Annotated in this window: 21 protein-coding genes; 14 read left to right on the top strand and 7 right to left on the bottom strand. The window is 65.4% G+C overall.

Annotated elements, in window-relative coordinates:
• Positions 1 to 73 precede the first annotated feature (73 nt).
• The 5 genes from AS26_RS02700 (at position 74) to tlp (ending at position 3,553) form a co-directional block, all read left to right on the top strand.
• A complete protein-coding gene (locus AS26_RS02700) occupies positions 74 to 1,300 on the top strand; it encodes an acyl-CoA dehydrogenase family protein (protein WP_062305916.1) in 1,227 nt (408 codons plus the stop codon).
• Between the two features lies 1 nt (position 1,301).
• Complete coding sequence (locus AS26_RS02695; protein ID WP_062305914.1) at positions 1,302 to 2,327, top strand: alcohol dehydrogenase catalytic domain-containing protein; 1,026 nt, start codon at positions 1,302 to 1,304, stop codon at positions 2,325 to 2,327.
• 18 nt (positions 2,328 to 2,345) lie between these two features.
• The gene (locus tag AS26_RS02690) at positions 2,346 to 2,933 is read left to right on the top strand and encodes a hypothetical protein (protein ID WP_062305912.1); all 588 of its coding nucleotides are present in this window, start codon (positions 2,346 to 2,348) and stop codon (positions 2,931 to 2,933) included.
• 15 nt (positions 2,934 to 2,948) lie between these two features.
• Entirely contained in the window at positions 2,949 to 3,167 is a 219-nt protein-coding gene (locus AS26_RS02685; RefSeq protein WP_062305910.1) for a hypothetical protein, read from the top strand.
• A 155-nt stretch (positions 3,168 to 3,322) separates the two neighbouring features.
• The gene (gene tlp / locus AS26_RS02680) at positions 3,323 to 3,553 is read left to right on the top strand and encodes a small acid-soluble spore protein Tlp (RefSeq protein WP_062305938.1); all 231 of its coding nucleotides are present in this window, start codon (positions 3,323 to 3,325) and stop codon (positions 3,551 to 3,553) included.
• A gap of 45 nt (positions 3,554 to 3,598) precedes the next feature.
• Here the strand turns inward: tlp and proS are convergent, their stop codons facing one another.
• Positions 3,599 to 5,050: a proline--tRNA ligase gene (gene proS / locus AS26_RS02675; protein ID WP_062305907.1), complete on the bottom strand. Its 1,452-nt coding sequence runs from the start codon at positions 5,048 to 5,050 to the stop codon at positions 3,599 to 3,601.
• A gap of 1,209 nt (positions 5,051 to 6,259) precedes the next feature.
• Between proS and AS26_RS14605 the strand changes: the two genes are divergently transcribed.
• Together AS26_RS14605 and AS26_RS14600 are read left to right on the top strand one after the other, a co-directional pair.
• Positions 6,260 to 6,580 (top strand): hypothetical protein, encoded by a 321-nt coding sequence (locus AS26_RS14605; protein ID WP_062305902.1) that lies wholly within the window; start codon positions 6,260 to 6,262, stop codon positions 6,578 to 6,580.
• 150 nt (positions 6,581 to 6,730) lie between these two features.
• Positions 6,731 to 7,159: a hypothetical protein gene (locus tag AS26_RS14600; RefSeq protein WP_245629570.1), complete on the top strand. Its 429-nt coding sequence runs from the start codon at positions 6,731 to 6,733 to the stop codon at positions 7,157 to 7,159.
• A gap of 74 nt (positions 7,160 to 7,233) precedes the next feature.
• On the opposite strand, the gene AS26_RS02655 is transcribed toward AS26_RS14600, so the two are convergent.
• Both AS26_RS02655 and AS26_RS02650 read right to left on the bottom strand, forming a co-directional pair.
• Positions 7,234 to 7,710 carry a helix-turn-helix domain-containing protein gene (locus AS26_RS02655; RefSeq protein WP_062305898.1) on the bottom strand — a complete coding sequence of 159 codons (477 nt, stop codon included), beginning with the start codon at positions 7,708 to 7,710 and terminating at the stop codon, positions 7,234 to 7,236.
• Positions 7,711 to 7,787: 77 nt separating this feature from the next.
• A complete protein-coding gene (locus AS26_RS02650; RefSeq protein WP_062305896.1) occupies positions 7,788 to 8,339 on the bottom strand; it encodes a GNAT family N-acetyltransferase in 552 nt (183 codons plus the stop codon).
• Between the two features lie 96 nt (positions 8,340 to 8,435).
• Here AS26_RS02650 and AS26_RS02645 point away from each other — a divergent pair, with 96 nt between their 5' ends.
• Together AS26_RS02645 and AS26_RS02640 are read left to right on the top strand one after the other, a co-directional pair.
• Positions 8,436 to 8,696 carry a helix-turn-helix domain-containing protein gene (locus AS26_RS02645; protein WP_083515959.1) on the top strand — a complete coding sequence of 87 codons (261 nt, stop codon included), beginning with the start codon at positions 8,436 to 8,438 and terminating at the stop codon, positions 8,694 to 8,696.
• A gap of 83 nt (positions 8,697 to 8,779) precedes the next feature.
• Positions 8,780 to 8,965: a hypothetical protein gene (locus AS26_RS02640; protein WP_062305893.1), complete on the top strand. Its 186-nt coding sequence runs from the start codon at positions 8,780 to 8,782 to the stop codon at positions 8,963 to 8,965.
• Between the two features lie 92 nt (positions 8,966 to 9,057).
• Here AS26_RS02640 and AS26_RS02635 read toward each other — a convergent pair whose 3' ends face one another.
• Both AS26_RS02635 and AS26_RS02630 read right to left on the bottom strand, forming a co-directional pair.
• Entirely contained in the window at positions 9,058 to 9,531 is a 474-nt protein-coding gene (locus AS26_RS02635) for a hemerythrin domain-containing protein (RefSeq protein ID WP_062305891.1), read from the bottom strand.
• Between the two features lie 34 nt (positions 9,532 to 9,565).
• Positions 9,566 to 11,290, bottom strand: a complete 1,725-nt coding sequence (locus tag AS26_RS02630; protein ID WP_062305890.1) for a multicopper oxidase family protein — start codon at positions 11,288 to 11,290, stop codon at positions 9,566 to 9,568.
• A gap of 261 nt (positions 11,291 to 11,551) precedes the next feature.
• Between AS26_RS02630 and AS26_RS02625 the strand changes: the two genes are divergently transcribed.
• From AS26_RS02625 to codY, 3 genes are all read left to right on the top strand, one after another.
• A complete protein-coding gene (locus AS26_RS02625) occupies positions 11,552 to 12,103 on the top strand; it encodes a sulfocyanin-like copper-binding protein (protein ID WP_062305888.1) in 552 nt (183 codons plus the stop codon).
• A gap of 172 nt (positions 12,104 to 12,275) precedes the next feature.
• Positions 12,276 to 12,596, top strand: coding sequence for a YerC/YecD family TrpR-related protein (locus tag AS26_RS02620; protein ID WP_062305886.1), 321 nt, complete (start codon positions 12,276 to 12,278; stop codon positions 12,594 to 12,596).
• Positions 12,597 to 12,897: 301 nt separating this feature from the next.
• On the top strand, positions 12,898 to 13,686 hold the full coding sequence (gene codY, locus AS26_RS02615; RefSeq protein WP_062305885.1) for a GTP-sensing pleiotropic transcriptional regulator CodY: 789 nt from the start codon (positions 12,898 to 12,900) through the stop codon (positions 13,684 to 13,686).
• 61 nt (positions 13,687 to 13,747) lie between these two features.
• On the opposite strand, the gene AS26_RS02610 is transcribed toward codY, so the two are convergent.
• On the bottom strand, positions 13,748 to 15,136 hold the full coding sequence (locus tag AS26_RS02610; RefSeq protein ID WP_062305883.1) for a dipeptidase: 1,389 nt from the start codon (positions 15,134 to 15,136) through the stop codon (positions 13,748 to 13,750).
• Positions 15,137 to 15,343: 207 nt separating this feature from the next.
• Between AS26_RS02610 and epsC the strand changes: the two genes are divergently transcribed.
• Together epsC and AS26_RS02600 are read left to right on the top strand one after the other, a co-directional pair.
• A complete protein-coding gene (epsC, locus tag AS26_RS02605; protein WP_062305881.1) occupies positions 15,344 to 16,207 on the top strand; it encodes a serine O-acetyltransferase EpsC in 864 nt (287 codons plus the stop codon).
• A 135-nt stretch (positions 16,208 to 16,342) separates the two neighbouring features.
• Positions 16,343 to 17,167, top strand: coding sequence for an alpha/beta fold hydrolase (locus tag AS26_RS02600; protein ID WP_062305879.1), 825 nt, complete (start codon positions 16,343 to 16,345; stop codon positions 17,165 to 17,167).
• Between the two features lie 190 nt (positions 17,168 to 17,357).
• Here the strand turns inward: AS26_RS02600 and ileS are convergent, their stop codons facing one another.
• The gene (gene ileS / locus AS26_RS02595; RefSeq protein WP_062305933.1) at positions 17,358 to 20,486 is read right to left on the bottom strand and encodes an isoleucine--tRNA ligase; all 3,129 of its coding nucleotides are present in this window, start codon (positions 20,484 to 20,486) and stop codon (positions 17,358 to 17,360) included.
• Positions 20,487 to 20,656: the final 170 nt, after the last annotated feature.

Genomic DNA, 20,656 nt, shown 5'->3' with positions numbered 1-20,656 from the left:
GTGGGGCGCCCGGGCTTGGCGCGGGTGCCCCACGGTTTTCGTGAGAACGGACCGCGCTTAGGGAGGAGCTTCCATGGACATCTTGAACCCGTCGGCGCGAGACGCCATCGCGCCGTCATTTCCTTCGTACGACGCCGATCTCGTCGCGCGCGCGAACGAGATCCGCAACCGGGTGATTCAGTTCCGCGAGGAGGAGGGTGCCGAGTGGGGCGCGCAAATTGAGCGCGATGAGCGCATCCCCGACGCCCTCTGGGCGCGCATCCGCGAGCTCGGCTTTCACAAACTGACGCAGCCCACGTGGGTCGGCGGCGAGGGGCTCCCGCTCGGGCTCTATTTCCCCATCCTCGAAGAGGTCGCGCACATGCACGGCACCATCCGCATGATGGTGCACGCGTACAACAGCATCTGGCGGACGGTCGGCCAGGGCACGCGCGAGCAGCAGGAGTACTGGCTGAAGAAGCTGGTGAACGAGGGCGCGCTCGTCGCGTTTGCCCTCACGGAGCCGGACAACGGCACGGGCATCGACCTGCGCACCATCGCGACGTACCAGAACGGCAAGTTCGTGCTGAACGGGCGCAAGCACCTCATCACGTTCGCCGAGGAGGCGGCCGTGATCGCCGTCATCGCGAAGATGGAGGGCGGCGCAGGCCGCACGGGGCTGACGGCCTTCCTCGTGCCGCAGGGGCGCAAGGGCATGAAGCTCACGCCCATGCCACACATGATGGGCGACAAGGGCTGCTCGCACGCCGTGATTGAGTTTGACAACTGCGAAGTCGGCGAGGACGAGGTGCTCGGCGAGATTGGCGAGGGGTTTGGCGTGGCCGTGCGCGGCTTTTTGGATCAGAGTCGCGCGTGCATCGCGCAGAGCGCCGTGGGGCTCGCGCAGGAGGCACTCGACCGCGCGCTCGATCACGTCCGGCGCCGCACGACGTTCGGCAAGGCGCTCGCGAGCCGGCAGGCGGTGCAGATGCGGCTCGCGGAGATGCAGATTGCGATTCAGGCGGCCAGGCTCCTCTGCCTCGACGCGGCGTACAAGTACGATCAGGGCCGCGACATCTCGCTGGAAGCCGCCATCGCGAAGGCGAACGCCATCCGCATGGTGGGCGAGGTGACGGACGGCGCGCTCTCGCTCTACGGCGGCATCGGCTACGCGGTGACAAGCCCGGTGGAGCGGCTGTACCGGGACGCGCGCTCGCTCTGGTTCGAGGAGGGCACGCTCGAGATGCAGAAGATGACCATCGCCGAGGCGCTCTTGGCCGAGGCGCGCAGGCGCGATCGCGCACAGAAGAGGGCGGAGTGACATGCGCGCGCTGGTGTTTGACCCGGAGGGCGGGCTGCGCGTGGCGGATGTGCCCGAGCCCGCGCCGGGGCCGGGTGAGGTGCTGATTCGCGTCGAGGCGTGCGGCATCTGCGGGAGCGACCGCCAGCTCATCCGGTGCGAGGGGGCGCCGTTTGGCACGTCGTACCCGGTCGTCCTGGGCCACGAGATCGCGGGCCGCGTGGCGGCGCTCGGCGAAGGTGCTTCGGGCTTGGCCGTGGGCGACCCGGTGGTGGTGCACCCGTTTGTGCCGTGCGGCGAGTGCGCGGCGTGCGCGCGCGGAGAAGAACACCTGTGCCCGCGCCAAGGGGTCATCGGCTTCACGCGGCCGGGCGGCGACGCGGAGTACGTCGCGGTGCCGGCACAAAACGCGATTCGCCGCCCAGAGGGGCTGGATGCGGCCGAGGCCGCCATCCTGGTGGACGCCTACGCGACGCCGTATCGGGCGCTCGTGTCGGCCGGCGCGGTCGAGGAGGAGGCGGTGCTCGTCATCGGCACGGGCGGGCTTGGGCTCGCGGCCGTGCAAATTGCGAAGGCGCTCGGCGTGCCCCAGGTGGCGGTGTTGAGCCGGCGCGAGGACGCGGGCGCGCTCGCGCTCGTGTCGGGCGCCGACGAATTTGTGACGCTCGCGGGGGACGGAAGGGACGCGGCGCGCAGGCTGCGGCGCATGGCCAAAGGCGGCGTGGGCGTGGTGCTCGACACCTCCGGCTTTGCGGAGGGCATCCGCTTCGCGCTTGAGGTGCTGCGGCCGGGCGGCAAGGTGGTGACGGTGGCGATGCCTGTGGACGAGATCGGCGTGTCGATGGCGAAGCTCGCGAGGAAGGGCGCGGCGCTCGTCGGCAGTTTCGGCTCGCGGCGCGAGGACGTGGAGGCGCTTCTCGCCATGGCGGCGGAGGGGCGCGTGCAGCCGGACGTCGTGGTGGGGCGGCGCGTGTCGCTGGAGGAGGCGCCGGATGCCCTGCAAAACCCATGGTTTGGGCGCGACGTCGTGGTCTTCGATGCGCCGTAGCGGATGGGGGGAGATGGCGTGCCCGTGGATGTCGCCCATGAACTGTTGGCCAAGGGGTGCATGAGTCTCTACCGGGACGTGCGCCTGTGCCTCGCCGAGCGAGCGATGGATCTGCCCGTGCGCGAGGGAGCGTCGATGGAAGACCTCCACACCTGGCTGCGCCGCCTGCGCGAGGCGGAGGAGGCATCCATTCAGCTCGCGGGGGTGCGGTACGCGCTGTTGCAGGCGTTTCGCCACTTCAAGCCCTCGCTCGACCCTGCCGAGCGGCACGCGTGGATCGATTTCATCCTGCGCGATCCGGCAAGCGCCCGCGCGCGGGCGTACGAGCTTTTGCTCGCGCACCCGGCCACGGATATCGTCACGTCCTATTACTGGCGGAATGACGCGTGGCAGATCGCCTGGTTCGAACACGATGGCCAGTGGTGGCAGATGACCTGGCATCCAGAATCGGGCGACTGCGCCTTTCGCACGCGGGCTCAGGTCCTCGCCGACGCCCGGCGCGACGGCGCCCGGTATGACCCTCATTGGCTGCACGAGGAGCGGCTCGCAGCGCAGTTTGAGAACGGCGACGTGATTTATTATCCTTGGCTCGCGGAGGTTCAATGAAAGGGGCGCGATGTCATGCCCAATCGGCCGGACGCCAAGGCCCGCAGGTACCTGTACGCCATCGGCGTGCTCGGCGCGCTCATCGTGGTGACGAGCACGGCGTTTTACAAGACGCACTCCGCGCTTTGGCTCATCGGCTACGTCATCGGCTTCATCTGTATGCTGATGGGCGCGATGGCGGGATACGCCGCGTTTGAAGAGCGCGCGTCAAAGGACCGCAAGGAGCCGAAGTGAGGGTGCGGTCCGCGCGCTTGGCCGGTCGCCCGCGGCGCGCGGGGGAATCGGCCCAAGCGCGGCGAGCGCGGGCCGTTTTCCAACAGCTTTCGCTCATGGGGCGAGCCCTCGCCGAGCAGATTAGCGAGTGTGAATCTGCGAGGGAGGGATGGCGCATGCCGAATCCGGACAACCGCGCGGACAACGTGGAGCGCCTGCAGGAGGCCATCCACAACACGATGGAAAACCTGCACGAGGCGGAGGATTTCCTCGCCGCGCACGCCGACGAGATGAACCCGAAGGACGTGCGCAACCTGGTGGCGAAAAACGAGCGCAGGCGCCGGGCCATCGATGGGTTTCGCGAGGAGATCCGCGACGAGGCGCACGCGCGGGATCGCCTGCAATAAGCGCACAAGCAAAAAAGAGCTGCCGCATCGGCAGCTCTTTTTTGTTCAATACGACTTCGCAAACCAAACCGCGTGCTTGGCGGGCTTGCCACACGTGACGCAGGTCTCGGGGTGGGCCGGCGGATGGAACGGGATGCAGCGGCTGGTGGCCGTGCAGGCGTCCTTCACCGCGCGCTCGCACGCCTCGTCCCCGCACCAGCCCGCGAGTACGAAGCCGCGCTTCGTCTGGATGAGGTCCACCAACTGTTGGAGCGACTCGGCCACGTGCGAGTTTTCTTCGAGGCGGCGCTTGGCCGCGTCGAACATGTCGCGCTGGATGTCGGACAACAGCGCCTGCACGCGCTCCACCGCGCCATCGAGCGGGACGGCGAACTTTTCGCCGGTGTCGCGGCGGGCGAACATGGCCTGAGACGCCTCAAGGTCCCGCGGACCGATTTCGATGCGGATGGGCACGCCGCGCAGCTCGTACTCGTTGAACTTCCAGCCGGGGCTCACGTCGTCGCGATCGTCCATGTGGACGCGGACGCCGGCGCGCTGGAGCGCCTCGAACAGATCCCGCGCCTTCGCGACCACGGCCTCACGCGCTTTGGCCGGTCCAATCGGCACGATGACGACCTGGGTCGGCGCGAGTTTCGGCGGCAGGACCAGGCCGCGATCGTCCCCATGCACCATGACGATGGCGCCGAGGATGCGCGTGGACATGCCCCACGACGTGGTGTAGACGTACTTCAGCTGATTGTCCCTGTCCAGGTACTGAATCTCGAAGCTCTTGGCGAAGTTTTGGCCGAGGTAATGGCTCGTGGCGGTCTGCAGCGCTCGGCCGTCCTTCATGAGGGACTCGATGGTGTAGGTCTCCACCGCGCCCGCGAACTTCTCGCTCGGCGTCTTCTGGCCGCGGATGACCGGAATCGCGAGGAACGACTCGACGAAGTCGGCGTAGATGCCGAGCATGCGCATGGTCTCCTCGCGCGCCTCTTCCTCCGTGGCGTGTGCGGTGTGACCCTCCTGCCACAGAAACTCGCTCGTCCGGAGGAACGGGAGCGTGCGCTTTTCCCAGCGGACGACGTTGGCCCACTGGTTCAAAAGGAGCGGCAGATCTCGGTACGACTGAATCCACTGCGCGTACATGTGGCCAAACATCGTCTCGGACGTCGGCCGGACCGCGAGCCGCTCCTCGAGAATGTCGCCGCCCGCCTCGGTCACCCAGGGCAGCTCAGGGTTGAAGCCTTCCACGTGCTCCTTTTCCTTTTCAAAGAAGCTTTCGGGGATGAAGAGCGGGAAGTACGCGTTGCGGTGGCCCGTCCGCTTGAACTCCCGATCCAACTCGCGCTGGCAGCGCTCCCAGATCTCATACGCGTCCGGCCGGATGACGATGCACCCGCGCACCGGCGCGTAGTCCATCCACTCCGCCTTCTGGAGCACGTCGATGTACCAGCGGGAAAAGTCTTCGGATTGAGGGGTGATCTCCTTGACAAACTGCTTGTCCTGTTTCGCCATACCCGTCCTCCTATGCATGTCCTCGGTGCCATGTTACGAAGCCAGCGCGGCGCAGTCAACTCGGCGGCATCGCCTGGCCACCGCGCATCGTACCGACGAGATCGCGCAAGGGAAACGTAAGGCCAGATGTCGAAGCGGGAGAGGGAGAAGAGGAATTGGAGGAGAAATGTCGAAAAGGGAAAGGAATCTACGCATGGCGAAACAGGAAAGCGAGAACGTGAAAGGACATGAAGTCTCTGCCTCAGCCGACGGACGCGGGTTTGCTTCCCGACTTGGACCAACTCGCGCAACCGCGGACGTCTCATCGTGGGCGCGGCTCAACGCCATCAGCCCGTATTACACGATGTTTCCGCTCTCCTTCCCGCTCCAGGTGCTCCGGGGCGCGCGGCCGGGCTGGGTGCTCGATCCGTTTTGCGGGCGAGGCACGACGAACTACGCGGCGCGGGTTTTGGGGTTCCCGACGGTCGGAGTGGACGTCAACCCCATTGCGGCGGCCATTGCCCAGGCGAAGCTCGTCTCGGCCACCGCCGAGGGTGTCGTCAACAGGTGTCGAGCCATGCTCGCGGGCGCCGAGGCGGAGGAGGATGTTCTTTTGCGCGCCCTGGTGCTCGGCGTGCTGCACGGGCCGCGCAACAAAGGGCTGCCGCCGTATTTGTCCAACCAAATGCCGCGGACGTACGCCACGAAGCCGGACGCCGCGGTCCGGTTCTGGCGGCGGAAGGGGCTTGAGCCCGTGTACGTGGATGTGCCCGACGTGATTGAGCGGCGCGCCCGGTATCTCCTGGCCGAACTCCCGGCCAAGGTGCCTGGCCACATTCGGCTGGCGGACAGCCGCGCGCTCGCTCCGGAGGATTTTGCGATGCGCTTTCGGTACGTCATCACCTCGCCGCCCTATTTCGACATGAAGACGTACGTCTCGGACCACTGGCTTCGCAACTCGGCGGTCCGCACCACGTCGACTACGCGTCGGATCCGCAACTCGGCCGCTCCTCGCTGCCCGCGTCCATCGAGGTCCTGCGCGCGAGCCTCCGCGGCACGCCGTGGAAGGAGTGCCGCCTGTCCGATGCCGGCAGCGCATCCAACGGGCGAAAACAGGCGGATCAGTTCCAGTTCGTCCGCAGCCGCGCCGCGCTGGAGGTCGACCTGTACGCTTCTCTCGAGGAGGCCTAGGCGATCTCGACGAAGTCGAACAACTGAAACAGGCGGTGCTTGCGCGAACCCATGGCGACGCGCGCCAACATGGTGCAGGTCGTGCAGATACTGCACGATCCGTCGAGCGCGTTCTTGGACATGCTCTTGCACGCGCTTCACAAGGGCAAGCTGTGCATCGTCGACGTGTCACAGGTCCGCGGCTCGCAGGCCCTGGTGCTGTCCGGAATCGTCCTGCAGCGCATCTTCGAGCACAACCAGCGGCACTTCACCGAGAAAGATGCCAAGACCATCCCACCATCGCGGTGGTCGAAGAAGCCCAGTCCGTCCTCGGCGCGTCGTCGTACACGTCGGGTGAAGGGCCGTACATCGCCTGGGTGAAGAAAGTACGATCTCGGCGCAATTTTCATCACCCAGCAGCCAGGGAGCATCTCCAACGAGATCCTCAGCCAGGGGGACCCGATTCCAATCCGCGTCCTATCCTTCGAACAATTGCACCAAGTCACCGATCCGACCTATGACCGCGAGCCCTTGTCCACGTTTGCGGACCGACTTCGGCAGATGGCCGCGAGGCAGCGGCGCGCGACACGCTATCCCGAATCCGTGGACGACCAGGCGAGTCAAGCCAGGGAGGCGGAAGAGAGCGGGTACGAGTCGAGGAGAGGCGAAGATCTGCAAGAGGCTCTGCTCCGGAACGTGTGCGCTGAGCTGGAAAGTGACGAAGCGTTCATGAACCGGATGCGGAGCACCGGAGATACGTGGATCAACGTGAGGAACCGCATTGAACAGCTGCTTCCGGATCTCGTGGTGAATACAGCGGAACGGGCGCATCAACTGGTATCGAGTGCGATGAACGAATTGTTTGGCAAGAACGGCTGGAAAACCGAAAGCCGACCGCAGAAGAAAAATCCTGAGCGAAGCGTGACATGGATTGTCCTCGTCGAGCCAGGGGACGAATAGGGGCGCTTCGGGCGAGACGCGGCCCTCGCGTCGCGCAGTCGCCGCGGGTCCCGTGCCGGATTGCATGGCGGACGTTAATCGCTTTTGTCCCGGCCGTCCGCCGGCGCGGGCTTGCGCTTCGCCGCTTTGCTTTCTTTCGCGTCCTCTTCCTTTTGCTCAGTTCCGCTCCGTGAACCGGAGGTGCCCGCTTCGTAAGCCTGCTCGCGTTCGCGAAGGAGCGCGGCGATGACCTCGAGCAATCTCGCCGGGTGTGCCAGCGCATCGGCTTCTGCCAGGCGCCGCGCCATCTCGAGGTAGGGGGTCGACGGGCTCGAGGGTGCCTGGTTCGTCTCCTGAACAGCGCCTGTGGCCGCTTCGTCTTCCACCAACGAGTCGACGGGAACCCCGTACACGCGCGCGATGCGCGCCACGATGTGAAACGAAGGGTTGCGGCGCGTGCCATTCTCAATGGCGCTCAAGTGACTCACCGAAAGCCCGGCGGCGGACGCGACCTGGGCCAACGTCAACCCGCGTTCTTCGCGCAGGCGGCGAAGGCGCTGTCCAAGGCTCATGGGCCTAGCTCCCTTCCGCGGCGTCTACAAATGTGTGACCTTTACACAAAGGTAGACAAAACGGAACAAGAGATCAATCACCTGAGGTGCGAGAAATTGGACAGGTGGACGACGTAGAGGCGCACGGGCTCGCCCGCGGCGAACGCGCGCCGCTTCAGGTATTCCCGCCAAGGTCCCGCGCTCTCCGGGTGTTCGTACACCTCGGCGCCCGGAAAGACTTTGACGAAGGCGCGGCGCGCGCGCGCGTTGTGCACGGGGATGCACGCCGTCAGCCACGCGGCGCCGAGGCGCACGGCCGCTTGCGCGGACCAGATCTTGAGCGCGTCGTTCGCGCCGCGGCCGCGGTGCGCGGGCGCGACGAAGGTGCCGACCTCCATAGCGCGGCCGAGCTGCGGCTCGTCCAGGGCGAGCGTCACCGCCGCAAATCCCACCGGCTCGCCGCCATGGTCCGCCACGGCCACTTGCGCATCCCCGAGCCACGCCCCCACCTGCCAAGTCTGTACGAGATGTTCCCACGCGCGGCGCGCACGGGCCTCTTGGGGCCAGCCGGGATCCTCCGCGAAGCGCAGGTACAGGTCTTCAAGCGCGCTCCAGTCGTTCACGCGAAGGCGATAGGGACGGTGAGGCATCTCGATCCCCTTCTTCTATCGAAAAATCCCACTACCGCCCAGACACAAATTCTGATATGATTTTCTCAATCGTAGAAATGTAACGGAGTGGTGCGCGTGGCGGAACTTGCCCAGCGCTTACGATACTACCGCAAACTGCGCGGCCTGTCAGTACGCGAACTCGCCGAACGGGCGGGGGTGAGCGTCAGCTACATCTATGCCATCGAGTCCGGCGCCCGCGGGAGCAACGCGGCCAAGCTCGGCCTCATTGCGGAGGCCCTCGGCGTCAGCCTGAGCGACTTGTGGGGCGATGCGCCGCGCCAACCGGCTTCGCCGTCTTCGGCGGACGACGCGCCGCCTTCGCCTGACGAAGCGTGACGGGTGCGCACATCCCTCCATCTGCGGTATGCTCGTGGCAAGAGATGGGCCGACTCAGGCCCGTGGGGGGGGATGGGTGAACCGTGGAGACCGAAGCCGAACGCGGCTACCAGGATGCCATCCGGCACGTGACGAGGGCGCTCGAGCACCGGCGGCACAAGCTCGAGGAGGCCAATCCCGACGCGTTCGAGGGCGGCGCGGAGGAGCGGCGCGCGCGCGTGGACGAGATCGATCATCTGCTCGAGGTCATTCGGACGCTGAAGCGGTGAGTGGCGCGGCGGGCGAGTGTCCGGAGGCGCCGTGGTGGCGCGCCGCGCATGCCCACACCGCCGCCTCAGGGACTGCGCGCCGCGCGGTCATATCAGGCGTCCGCCGTGGGTTCGTCGGGGCGTGCATACGGGGACGCTGCCCGATGCTCTTCGAAGAACGGCGCCAGGCGCGTCAGGTCCGGTTCTTGAAGTGTCTCTTCGATGAGCGGAAAGATCACCTGCTCCTCGAGCTGGACGTGCGCCCGGAGTGCCGTCCCTAATTCGACGAGCACCAACGCGTCGCCGTCTTCGAGCGCGCGGCTCACCAGGCTCCGGATCTTGACGTGATCGAGCAGCATCTGCGCGATCTCGTCGCGATCGACGGAACCGTATTTGGCGTACGCGGGGAGCAGGATCTCCTCCTCCTCGCGGAAATGGTCCTGGCCTCCTCGTTCCCAAAATTGGCGCAATTCCTCCACAAGCGCCTCCGTGGGCTGCTCCTGGCGGGTGAGGTGCATGGCGACCACCAGCGCGTAGTGGTGATGGCGAGACAGCGGCTGCAGCGCCTCGTGGCGGCGTTTCCCCATGTTTCGTCCTCCCTTGTCGGGCTCGCGGGCCCCATCATTCCGACATCTCGTTCATCGAATAGGGATCCGTCACGCCCGCATACTGCACCATGACGTCCATGCCGGCTGCGGCGTGTTCGAGATCGTGACAATGGAACATCCAAAGGCCTGGGTTGTCGGCGCGAAACGCGATGTCGTACGACTCGCCCGGAAAGACGTCGAGCGTGTCGAGGAAGATGGGGCTTCCCTTGACCGGCCGCCCGTCGCGGGTCAACACCTGAAAGTCGTGGCCGTGCAGGTGCATGGGGTGAATGTACGGGCTGTCGTTCACGATGTGCACCATCACGGCGTCGCCCTCGTGGACCACGATGGGCGGGATGTTCGGGAACACGCGGCCGTTGATGGCGTAGACCATGCCGTTCATGGACATGCCGACGGTGAGTTTCATATCGTAGCGGACCTGATACGCCTGATGCAGGCGGAAAACGGCCTCGCCGGGTAGCCTCCCGCGCCCGTAGTCGGTGAAGTCAAACCACGGCTCGCGCTCCAAGGTGGCCACGGGAACGGGTTGGAATGCGGACCACGCCCCCGGCTCGCCGATGTCCGCGCGAAGCTCCGCGCGAGCGGTGGCGTCGGGATCGGCCGAAACGAGGTAGGCGGCGCCGGACGCGGGCACGCGAAACTCGATGTCGTAACGCTCGGCGGCCCCAACCGGGAGCAGCACGCCCTTCAGCCAGCCGGGGTTGGCGATGTCGTGTCCGTCGAGCGCCACCACGCGAAACGGCGCGCCGACGATGGTCAAAAGGTGCGTCATGTTGCCGCTGTTCACGATGCGAAGCCGGACGAGATCGCCCGGTTTGGCGGGCAGGACGGTGTTTCCGTCCGCGTTCTGGTTCACCGTGAAGGCGCCGTACATGCCCGCCATTTCGTCGAGCGCCGCAACGTCGTCGGCGGTCGGCGAAAAGCCGTTCAGCTGAAGCGGCGGCCCCGGCAGGACGTGTTGTATCGAGTTCGATCCGCCCGCGGCGTTCCCTCCGGAGGACGCCATCATGCCCATGCCGCCCATCGGGCTCGCCCCATTCATCATGCCACCCATGCCACCCGCCGGGCTGAAGCCGCTTCGGCCGGACGATAGGCTTTCCATCATGGCTTGTGCCGTGGAGGCGCTCGGCCACTCGTGCAGGACCAATGTGTAGTCTCGCTGGGCCGGATACAGCGGCTGCTTGGGCAGGACGACGATGGCGCCGTACAGCCCGAGGCCCACCTCTTCGAAACTGTAGTCGTGCGAATGGTACCAGTAGGTCCCGGGTTCCTTCGCCACAAACGTGTACGTGTACGATCCGCCGGGCGCAATGGGATTCTGCGTGACACCCGGCACTCCGTCCTCGGCGCCTGGCACCGGGATGCCGTGCCAGTGCACCGTCAAAGGCGCCGACAGGTGGTTGTGCACCGTGACCTCCACCACGTCGCCTTGGTGCGCCACGAGCAGCGGGCCGGGCGCCGTGCCGTTGAAGGTCATCGCCCGCAGCGTCTTGCCGCCTATCGTCAGGGTCCGGTATTCGGCGGTCAAGGTGTAGCGATCGATCCGCGCGCCCTTTGGGACGTGCGGCTGAAGCGCGCTGACGGGCGTGTACGTCCCGTGCGGCCCCGGAACGCGGGCGAGCGGGGCGTCGTTACTCGCCGTGGCCGGCCGCAGTTCGCGAACCGCAAGCACGCCGCCGAGCGCCGCCACAAGCGCCGCAGCGCCGAGGGCCGCGCCGATTTTCACCGCGCGTCGCATGTCATCCCTCCTCTCAAGGGCCTGCCGTCCCATGCCGTCGTGCGCCATCATACGCCTGGGCTTGGCGCGAATCAACGCGCCCAAGCTGCGCGTGCGAGGTTCATGGCCTTGAGTTCGCCGATTTGTAAAGCTTCACGAACGCGGCCGCCTCGCGTGCTGCCCTCCGCCAGCTTGCCCGTGGGGCCCGGCGCGGAAGGTGCGCTCCCGCCCGCCGCGTGGTACCATGGACCCCATCAATCTCTCCTAGGGGAGGCGGACGAAGTGAAACGAGCAGTCTTCGCCGGTGTCCTGACTGCCGTGGCCCTGGCCTCCGTCGGCTGCGGTGCAACATCCCCATCGCCCTCGAGGCCCCAGGCGCCGCTCGCGACGTGGAACGCTTCGCAGCACCTCGTCAAGTGGGTGGTGGTGGCGGGCGATGGCGGGGCCAATGGCGGAATGAACTTCGACGGATATGCGAATGGCGCGATGACGCTCGTGGTCCCTTTGGGCTGGCGGGTGGAAATCGCCTTTCGCAACGCGAGTTTTACGCCGCACAGCGCCATGGTCGTACCTTTCGCCGATCACGACCGCCCGAGCTTCGACGCAAGCCTCGTCGCATTTCCCGGCGCGTCGACGGCGAATCCCTCGCAAGGCAGTTCGAAGGGCGACGAGGAGACGGTGACCTTCACAGCTTCGCGCGCGGGGACCTATGCGCTTGTGTGCGCGGTGCCTGGGCACGCGCTCGCAGGCATGTGGGACAAGCTCGAGGTCTCCGCGCAAGCCAAGTCGCCGTCGCTAAGCACTGGCGGATCGTCCACGGGCGGATCGCCGTAAGCGTCGAATCTCGGCGGTACCGGGCCTCGGGGCCCGCGCCGATCCACCTTGCCGTCGACGAGTGAGGCGCCCGCTTGGCCGTCGAGGAGCGAGGCGATGTCAGCGCCTGGTCACGAAAGCGCCATTCTGCTACACTGACTTTGGTACGTCACAGCAGTAAAGGATGAAGCACATGGCGCTCGAGAGGCTCAACGAATCCGAGGTGCGCGAGTTGTTCCGCGCCATCCTGGCGCTTCAGAACGAGGACGAGTGCTACCGCTTTTTCGAGGACCTGTGCACGGTCGGCGAGGTGGAGTCGCTGGCCCAGCGCTTTGCCGTTGCGCGGATGCTGCGCGAGGGCGCCACGTATCACGCCATCGAGGAGGCGACGGGCGCGAGCACGGCGACCATCAGCCGCGTGAAGCGCTGCTTGAATTACGGAGCGGACGGGTATCGCATCATCTTGGACCGGCTGTACGGCAAGCCGTCCGAGAGCGGATCTGGAAAATCCTAAGGACTCCACTTGCATACGGACCGGACTTTGGTGCAAACTGGTCCTAGCGGGCGATGGGCTGCGGCAGACATCCGCGTAGGCGCGGAGTGTTTGTCGCAGTTTGTTCATTTGACAAGTGGACAAAGGTCTAGTAAGCTCTTTACGCGTGGATAAATTGTCTGTGTTATGACGATAATTTGAACATCAGAGACAATTCTGTGAATGCCGGAGTGCGTGGGAGATCCCGCCGCCCTCGTGCAGTGGCGGTCAGGGAAGGTACAACAAACCGGCGGACGCCGGGGAAGGACAAGGTGACGAGATCGTGAGTTTGTTGGAACAAGTACAGGAACTGGGTCAACTGCTGCACCGCTCGAACGAGCAGGTGGAATTTCAAGAAGTCGCGGAATTTTTGAGCCGCTTGATGCATTCCAACGTCTACATCGTCGGGCGGAAGGGCAAGATCCTCGGTTATGGCGTGGCGGAACACGAGCTGACCGAGGAGTGGCTGAACATCATGACGCGGGAACAGCGGTTCCCGGGCGACTTCAACAAACACCTGTTGCGCATCGAGCAGACGATTGCCAATCTGACGGATGAGCAGAAGAAACCTCTCTACGTGTTCTCTCCGGAGGAGAACGAGTCGTTCCGCTCCAAGCACCTGATGATCACGCCCATCATCGGCGCGCGCGAACGCCAGGGCACGCTTTTGTTTGCGCGGTCCCAGCGGCCGTTCAACGAGGACGACCAGATCCTTGCGGAGTACGCGGCGACGGTCGTGGCCCTCGAAATCGTGCACTCCCGGCAGCAGCAGAAGGAAGAGGAGAGCCGGCAGCGCGCGCTCGCGCATCTGGCGGTGGAATCGCTCAGCTTCTCCGAGCTGCAGGCGGCCAAGTACCTGCTGGACGCCGTCCGCAACTCGCCGGAGGGCATTGTCGTGAGCAGCCAAATTGCGGATCAGCACGGCGTGACGCGTTCCGTGATTGTCAACAGCATCCGCAAGCTGGAGAGCGCGGGCACCATCGAAAGCCGCTCGCTCGGCATGAAGGGCACGCACCTCCGCATCCTGAATCCTTACGTGGAAGAGGAGATCAACCGCCAATTCGAGCGATGAGGCGGATGAGATGAGGCGGCCGAGTCCCGCGACGGGATCGGCCGCCTCCTTGCGTGGTGGGTCAGTGTCCGCCCATGGCCGCCGGAAGCTGGTGGTAGTAATACGTCAGCGTCCGCAGGCCCTTGTCGAAGTTGTCGAGCGAGAAGTGCTCGTTTGGCGCGTGGAAGTTCTCGTCGCTCAGGCTGAAGCCCATCATGACGATGGGGATGTGCAAAAGCGTCGAGAAGGTCTCCACCACCGGGATGGAGCCGCCCATGCGCGTGAACACCGCCTTTTGGCCGTACGCGTGCTCATAGGCCTGCGCGGCGAGCTGAAGCGCCGGGTGGTCATACGGTGCGACGTACGGCTTGCCGCCGTCCTGGCGCACAAACGTGACGCGAGCCCCCTTTGGCGCGTGTGTTTGCACGTGCCGTTCGACGAGATCGAGGATCTCCTGGGGATCCTGATCCGGCACGAGCCGACACGTGATCTTCACGTGCGCCTCGCAGGGGATGACGGTTTTCGTCCCCTCTCCTTGGAAGCCGCCCCAGATACCGTTCACCTCGAGCGTCGGCCGCGCGCACATCCGCTCGAGCGCGGTGTACCCGGGTTCTCCCCAGAGATCCGCGAGACCGAGCGAGCGCTTGAGCTCGTCCTCGTCGTGCCCGAGCTTGGCGAACTCCTCGCGCTCCGCTTCGGTGAGCGGGCGGACGCGATCGTAAAAGCCCTCGACGGCCACGCTGCCGTCCGGCCGGTGGAAGCTCGCGACGAGTTCAGCCACGGCCCGGGCCGCGTTCGGCACGGCGCCGCCGTAGAGGCCGGAGTGGAGGTCCGAGGTGGCCGTGCGGACGTCGATCTGCGCCGCGGCGAGGCCGCGCAGGCCGTACACGACGGCGGGCTGATTGGGCCCCACCAGGGTGGTGTCGGAGATGAGGACCAGATCCGCCTGGAACTTGTCCCGCGTCCGCTCGAGGAAACTGTGCAGGTGAGCGGATCCGATTTCCTCTTCGCCTTCGATGCAGAACTTCACGTTCACGGGCAGGCGGCCGTGCACCTTCAGCATGGCGGTGAGGACCGCGATGTGCAGAAACGTGGGGCCCTTGTCGTCGCTCGCGCCGCGCGCGTACAGCTTGTTGCCGCGCACGGTGGGCGAAAACGGCGGCGACTCCCAGAGCTCGAGGGGATCGACGGGTTGCACGTCGTAGTGGCCGTAGACGAGCACGGTCGGTTTGCCGTCCGCATGCAGCCAGTCGCCGTACACCAGCGGGTGGCCGTCCGTCTCCATGAGTTCCACGTGCTCGAATCCGGCCGATCGCAGCTTTTCAGCGATCCACTCTGCGGCGCGCCTGACGTCGCCGCGATGTTCGCTCAAGGCGCTCACGCTCGGGATGGATAGGAGCTCCTTCAGCTCCTCGAGCAGCGCGTCGCGCGCCTGCGCCAGGTAGGTCTCGACCTCGCGAATGGCCTCCAACGTGTCACGACTCCTCTCTCGATCCTGAGTTCCAGTTCGAGCATAGCGTAATTTGCGGGCGATGGGAACAACATGGGAGGAGGGCGGGTCGGGGGATTGCGCAATTCCCATTATCCCTTAATGTATACTTAGTTTTTTGCGATCCGCCACAGGTGTATACTGACTTTCGAAGCGCGAGAGCCGCTGGCGAGGGGAGACGAGATCGGCATGGACACCCAAGCAATCGCGAATCATCTGCTGCAGCAGAGCGTCTGCATGTTCAAGGGGCGCATCTGTCATCCAGAGCCGCGGGCCATTCGCGAGATCATCGAGTGGACGCGCGCGGCCATTCTCCCGAATTACTTCGACGCTGAAGGTGGCAAGCACCTTTCCCATACCCTGGATCGCCTGCGCGCTGAGCTCGCCGAGCAGGTGCACCGGGCGACGTACCAGTCTTGCCTGTCCTCCGGCACGGCCGACACGCAAAGGCGGGCGTGGGAGACGGCGGACGAGTACATCGAATACCTCTCGCAACTTCAGAGCCTCGTGTATGAGGACATCACCGAGACCGTGAATGGCGATCCGGCCGCGACGGGGTGCGACGAGGTCATCCTCACCTATCCCGGCATCTTCGCGCTCCTCGTCTACCGCGCGGCGAACGTGCTCTACCGCCACGGGGTACCGCTCCTGCCCCGCATGATGACGGAGTACGCGCACCGCGTGACCGGGGTGGATCTGCATCCTGGCGCCACCATCGGGCGGAGCATCATGATCGATCACGGCACAGGCATCGTCGTCGGCGAGACGGCCGTAGTGGGCAATCACGTGAAGATCTACCAGGGCGTCACGCTCGGCGCGTTGTACTTCCCGAAGGACGAGGAAGGCGAGTACCAGCGGCATGTGAAGCGCCACCCGACGGTAGAGGACTACGTCATTTTGTACGCCAACTGCACGGTGCTCGGCGGCGAAACGGTCATCGGGCATCACAGCGTGATTGGCTCAAACGCGTGGGTGACACAGTCCGTCCCGCCGTACAGCAAGGTCGTTTACGAGGCGGAGAGCGTCGTGCGCACGCGCAACGCCCGGTCCTGATGCGCGGCGCGTTTGCCAAATGTGTGGCACTCCGATTGGACATGTGTTACAGTTGAAGTACCCCTTTACCCCTATATTGGGCCACCCAGGTATGGGTGTGCCTTTTTTTGTGTGGCCATGTGGGGAGGTTGAGCCATGCCGTTTGTCGAACGGAGCGATGCCCGCCTGTACTACGAGGTCCGAGGGCAAGGATCGCCGCTTCTGCTCATCATGGGCGTCGGCGGAAACATCCGCTGGTGGGGCACGGGATTTTTGCGGCGACTGGCGGAGAAGCACACCGTTATCGCCTTCGACAACCGCGGCGCCGGCCAGTCGGAGGCAGATCCGAAGACCGGGTGGACCCTCGAGCAGATGGCGGACGACGCGCGCGCGGTGCTCGCTGCGGCGGGCGTCGAGCGCGCGCACGTGCTGGGCTACTCCATGGGTGGCATGATTGCGCAGGAGCTCGCGCTGCGCCATCCGGAGGCTGTTGCGAGCCTCGTGCTCGGCGCCACCTCGTGCGGCGGGCCGCAGATGATCCAGTCCGACGATATCAAGCGCGAGATGCGATCCCGCCCGGCCGAGTTGGCCGCGCGCGCGGCGTGGTACATGCGGCTCTTCTTTCCCGAGGCGTTTCGCGCGAAGAACGAGGCCTATCTGCACAGCGCCTTCCACCTGTTGCTGCGGGAGGACATGCCAGAGGCGGTGTACCAGGCGCAGCTCGACGCCGTGGATCGGTGGCAGGGGAGTTGGGACAGGCTCCCTCGTTTGTCGTGCCCTGCGCTCGTGATGCACGGGCTCGAGGACCGCGTCTTGCCCTATGTGAACGGCGAGCGCCTTGCGCATCGCCTGGCCGGCTCGAGGCTGAAGTTGTATGCGGGCTGCGGGCACGGGTTTGCCATGCAGGCGGGCGGCGCCGTCCTCCGCGACGTGCTCGCGTTTTTGGACACCGGTGGGGACGGCGCTTTGGGCGCGGGCTGAAGGGCGTTCAGGGTTCGCACGACTCGAGATCCTGCGGCAGCACGCGCGCGTGATTCCGGACGGGATCGCGCGCGGCGCAGGCCAAGGTGACGCGGCCGCGCTTCAACGCAAAGGGCATGGATCTCATCCTCCTTGCGAACGCGGCCCGTGAAACAAAAAGGGCGAGGAAAACAATCCCCGCCCGTCCCGCTCAGCGCGCCACCGACAGCGTGAGCTTCTTGCCGTTCACGTCCCACTCCTTCGTCAGGTCGGCGTCGGCGAGCGGCGCGTCGCTCCACTCGCGCACGAGCACGGTCTGGTCGATGCGCGCCCGGTTCCGCGCGATGACCTGGAGCAGCTCCGGATCTCCCTCCGCGTAAAACCGCACGTGGTGCGTGACGCCGTAGTCGACCTCCTTGCGCATCATCTGCATCTTCGAGATGACTTCGCGCACGTAGCCTTCCTCAACGAGCTCCGGCGTGAGCCGCGTCTCGAGGCCGACAAACAGCCGGTTGTCCACCGTGACCAGGCCCTCGAACTTCGCCTCGTACCGGATTTCCGCGTGTTCCTGCGTGAGCGTCTCGCCCGCAAGCTCCACCGCGCCCGTCTCCCGGAAGGCGCGGATCTGCGTCTCGTCCGCGTTCTTCGCCGCCTCGTTCAACATCGGCGTCTTGCGGCCAAACGCCTTGCCCACCGCGTTCAGGTTCAGGTACAGCATGGGGCGCGCGATGTCGTCGAGATCAACGAAGCGAATCTCCTTCACGTTCAACTCGTCCTGAATCACGTCCGCGAACTTGGCGATCACGTCCTGCTGCGCCTTCGGCACGTAGAGCGCCGCGAGCGGCTGGCGCGTCTTGAGCTTGCTCTCGTTGCGCAGGTGCCGCCCCATCTCCACGATGCGCAGCACGAGCGCCATCTCGCGAATGAGCGCCTCGTCCACGAGCGCCGCGTCCGCCGCCGGGAAGTCGCACAGGTGCACGCTCTCGGGCACGTGTTTCGCGTCTCCGCCCAGGCGCACGACGTTCTGGTAGATGTCCTCGGCCAAAAACGGCGTGATGGGCGCCGTGAGGAGCGCCACGGTCTTCAGCGCCTCGAACAAGGTCAGGTACGCCGCCACCTTGTCTCGTCCCATGCCGTCCGCCCAGAAGCGATCGCGGTTGCGCCGCACGTACCAGGTGGACAGTTCGTCCACGAACGCCTGCAGGAGCCGCGCCGCCTGCGTGGCGTCGTAGCGCTCATACGCCTCGTCCACGCCCTGGATGGTCTGGTGCAGGCGCGCGATGAGCCAGCGATCCATGAGCGGCCGCTCGGCCACCGGCACCTGCTCGACCTGGTACGGGTTGAACCCGTCGATCCCGGCGTACAGCGCGTAGAACTGGTGGATGTTCTGCAACAGGTCGATGTACTTCGCCTTGGCCTCCGCCACCGCGCGGTGGTAGAACAGCTGCGAGTTCCACGGCTGCGTGTTCGACACGAAGTAAAACCGCACCGCGTCCGCGCCGTGCTTGTCGAACGCTTCGAACGGATCGATCACGTTCCCCTTCGACTTCGACATCTTCTTGCCCTGCTCGTCGAGCACGTGGCCGAGGACGAGCACGTTCTTGTACGGCGCCCTGCCCGTGACGGCCGTCGAGATGGCGAGCAGGCTGTAGAACCAGCCGCGCGTCTGATCGATGGCCTCGCAGACGAAGTCCGCCGGGTACAACCGCTCGAACAGGTCCTGGTTCTCGAACGGATAGTGGAGCTGCGCAAACGGCATGGAGCCGGAATCGAACCACACGTCAATCACTTCCGGCACGCGCACCATCGTGCCGCGCCCGCAGCGGCACGGCCAGGTGAGCTCGTCGATGTACGGCTTGTGCAGCTCCTTCGGCAGGCGCCCCGCCTTCTTCTCGAGCTCCGCCCTGGATCCGATGCACTCGATCTCGCCGCACGCGTCGCAGCGCCAGATGGGCAGCGGCGTGCCCCAGTAGCGCGATCTCGACAAGTTCCAGTCGATGACGTTCTCCAGGAAGTTGCCCATGCGCCCGTCGCGGATGTGCGGCGGGATCCAATTGACCGACTGCGAGTTGGCGATGAGCGCGTCCTTGAACTCCGTCGTGCGGATGAACCAGGAGTGAATCGCGTAGTAGATGAGCGGCGTGTCGCAGCGCCAGCAGTGCGGATAGCTGTGCTCGTGCTTGTGCTTCTCGTACACGAGGCCGCGGGCCGCGAGATCCTTGACGAGATCGACGTTCAGTTCCTCGTCCTTGACAAACCGGCCCTCGTAATCGGCGACGTCCTTGGTGAAACGCCCGGATTCATCGACGAAGTTCACAAAGATGAGCCCCGCCGCCTGGCACGCCTTGTAGTCTTCCTCGCCGTGCGCGGGCGCCATGTGGACGATGCCCGTGCCGGATTCGTCCGTCACGTGCGGCGACGCGATGACGATGTGCTTCTTGCCCTCCTGCACCACGTACGGAAAGACGGGCGTGTACGCGCTGCCGACGAGATCGCGGCCGCGCTTCTGTGCGATGACGCGATCGCCCTCCTCGACAAACTGGCCTTGGAGGCCCTCCGCCACCCAGACGTTTTCGTCGGTCTTCGCCTTGTGGATGAGCACGTAGGTCAAATCCTCGTTCACGGCGAGGCCGACGTTCGACGGCAGCGTCCAAGGCGTCGTGGTCCAGGCCAGGAAGTAAGTCGGGCGGCCGTCCACGTCGTCCGCCGCGCGGAACTTGGCCGTAACGGACAGGTCTTTGACGTCCTTGTAGCCCTGCGCCACCTCGTGGCTCGAGAGCGTCGTTTCACAGTGCGGGCAATACGGGCTCACGCGGTGGCCTTCGACGAGCCATCCCTTGTCGTAGATGATCTTGAGCAGGTGCCACACGGACTCGATGTAGTCGTCGGTGAGCGTCATGTAGGGGTGGTCGAGATCGATCCAGTAGCCGAGCCGCTCGGTGAGCTCGCGCCAGACCTCCTCGTACTTGAACACGCTCTCCCGGCACGCCTGGACGAAGCGCTCGATGCCGAACGCCTGAATGTCCTTCTTGCCGTTCATGCCGAATTTCTTCTCAATTTCGATCTCGACGGGCAGACCGTGCGTATCCCATCCCGCCTTGCGCATGACGTGGTAGCCCTTCATGGTGCGGTAGCGGGGATACAGATCCTTGAACACGCGCGTGAGCACGTGGCCGGGGTGGGGCAGTCCGTTGGCCGTGGGCGGCCCCTCGTAGAACACCCATTCCGGTCGCCCCTCGCGCGCCTTCTCGCTCTTGTGGAAGATGTTCTCCTGCTTCCAGAATTCGAGCACGCGCTGTTCGCGCGACGTGGCCGGTTCCTTGGCATCGACCTTCCGCATCGCCATCTGCGTGGTTCACTCCTTGTGCGAACGATTCCAAGTGGTCATGCGCTTCGCCTACGCTTGGGGTGTGTCGGCGAAGATGCAACAAAAACACTCGTCCGGCGAGGACGAGTGTTTGGGCCGCCGCAACGTGGCGCGGCCGCGATCGTCCGTTTCCTATTTTCGAC

The sequence above is a fragment of the Alicyclobacillus sendaiensis NBRC 100866 genome, from assembly GCF_001552675.1.
In the GTDB taxonomy this organism is placed as follows: Bacteria; Bacillota; Bacilli; order Alicyclobacillales; family Alicyclobacillaceae; genus Alicyclobacillus; species Alicyclobacillus sendaiensis.
The sequence above is the reverse complement of the archived record's forward strand: the minus strand, read 5'-3'. Positions and strand labels throughout refer to the sequence as shown.

What these genes read in the sequence shown, in the direction of transcription:
- AS26_RS02650 (WP_062305896.1), bottom strand. Translation starts at nt 8,339, where the DNA reads ATGCCTCACCGTCCCTATCGCCTTCGCGTGAACGACTGGAGCGCGCTT.
- AS26_RS02600 (WP_062305879.1), top strand. Translation starts at nt 16,343, where the DNA reads ATGCCGTTTGTCGAACGGAGCGATGCCCGCCTGTACTACGAGGTCCGA.
- tlp (WP_062305938.1), top strand. Translation starts at nt 3,323, where the DNA reads ATGCCGAATCCGGACAACCGCGCGGACAACGTGGAGCGCCTGCAGGAG.
- AS26_RS02630 (WP_062305890.1), bottom strand. Translation starts at nt 11,290, where the DNA reads ATGCGACGCGCGGTGAAAATCGGCGCGGCCCTCGGCGCTGCGGCGCTT.
- ileS (WP_062305933.1), bottom strand. Translation starts at nt 20,486, where the DNA reads ATGCGGAAGGTCGATGCCAAGGAACCGGCCACGTCGCGCGAACAGCGC.
- epsC (WP_062305881.1), top strand. Translation starts at nt 15,344, where the DNA reads ATGGACACCCAAGCAATCGCGAATCATCTGCTGCAGCAGAGCGTCTGC.
- proS (WP_062305907.1), bottom strand. Translation starts at nt 5,050, where the DNA reads ATGGCGAAACAGGACAAGCAGTTTGTCAAGGAGATCACCCCTCAATCC.
- AS26_RS02635 (WP_062305891.1), bottom strand. Translation starts at nt 9,531, where the DNA reads ATGGGGAAACGCCGCCACGAGGCGCTGCAGCCGCTGTCTCGCCATCAC.
- AS26_RS02685 (WP_062305910.1), top strand. Translation starts at nt 2,949, where the DNA reads ATGCCCAATCGGCCGGACGCCAAGGCCCGCAGGTACCTGTACGCCATC.
- AS26_RS02620 (WP_062305886.1), top strand. Translation starts at nt 12,276, where the DNA reads ATGGCGCTCGAGAGGCTCAACGAATCCGAGGTGCGCGAGTTGTTCCGC.
- AS26_RS02695 (WP_062305914.1), top strand. Translation starts at nt 1,302, where the DNA reads ATGCGCGCGCTGGTGTTTGACCCGGAGGGCGGGCTGCGCGTGGCGGAT.
- AS26_RS02655 (WP_062305898.1), bottom strand. Translation starts at nt 7,710, where the DNA reads ATGAGCCTTGGACAGCGCCTTCGCCGCCTGCGCGAAGAACGCGGGTTG.
- AS26_RS02700 (WP_062305916.1), top strand. Translation starts at nt 74, where the DNA reads ATGGACATCTTGAACCCGTCGGCGCGAGACGCCATCGCGCCGTCATTT.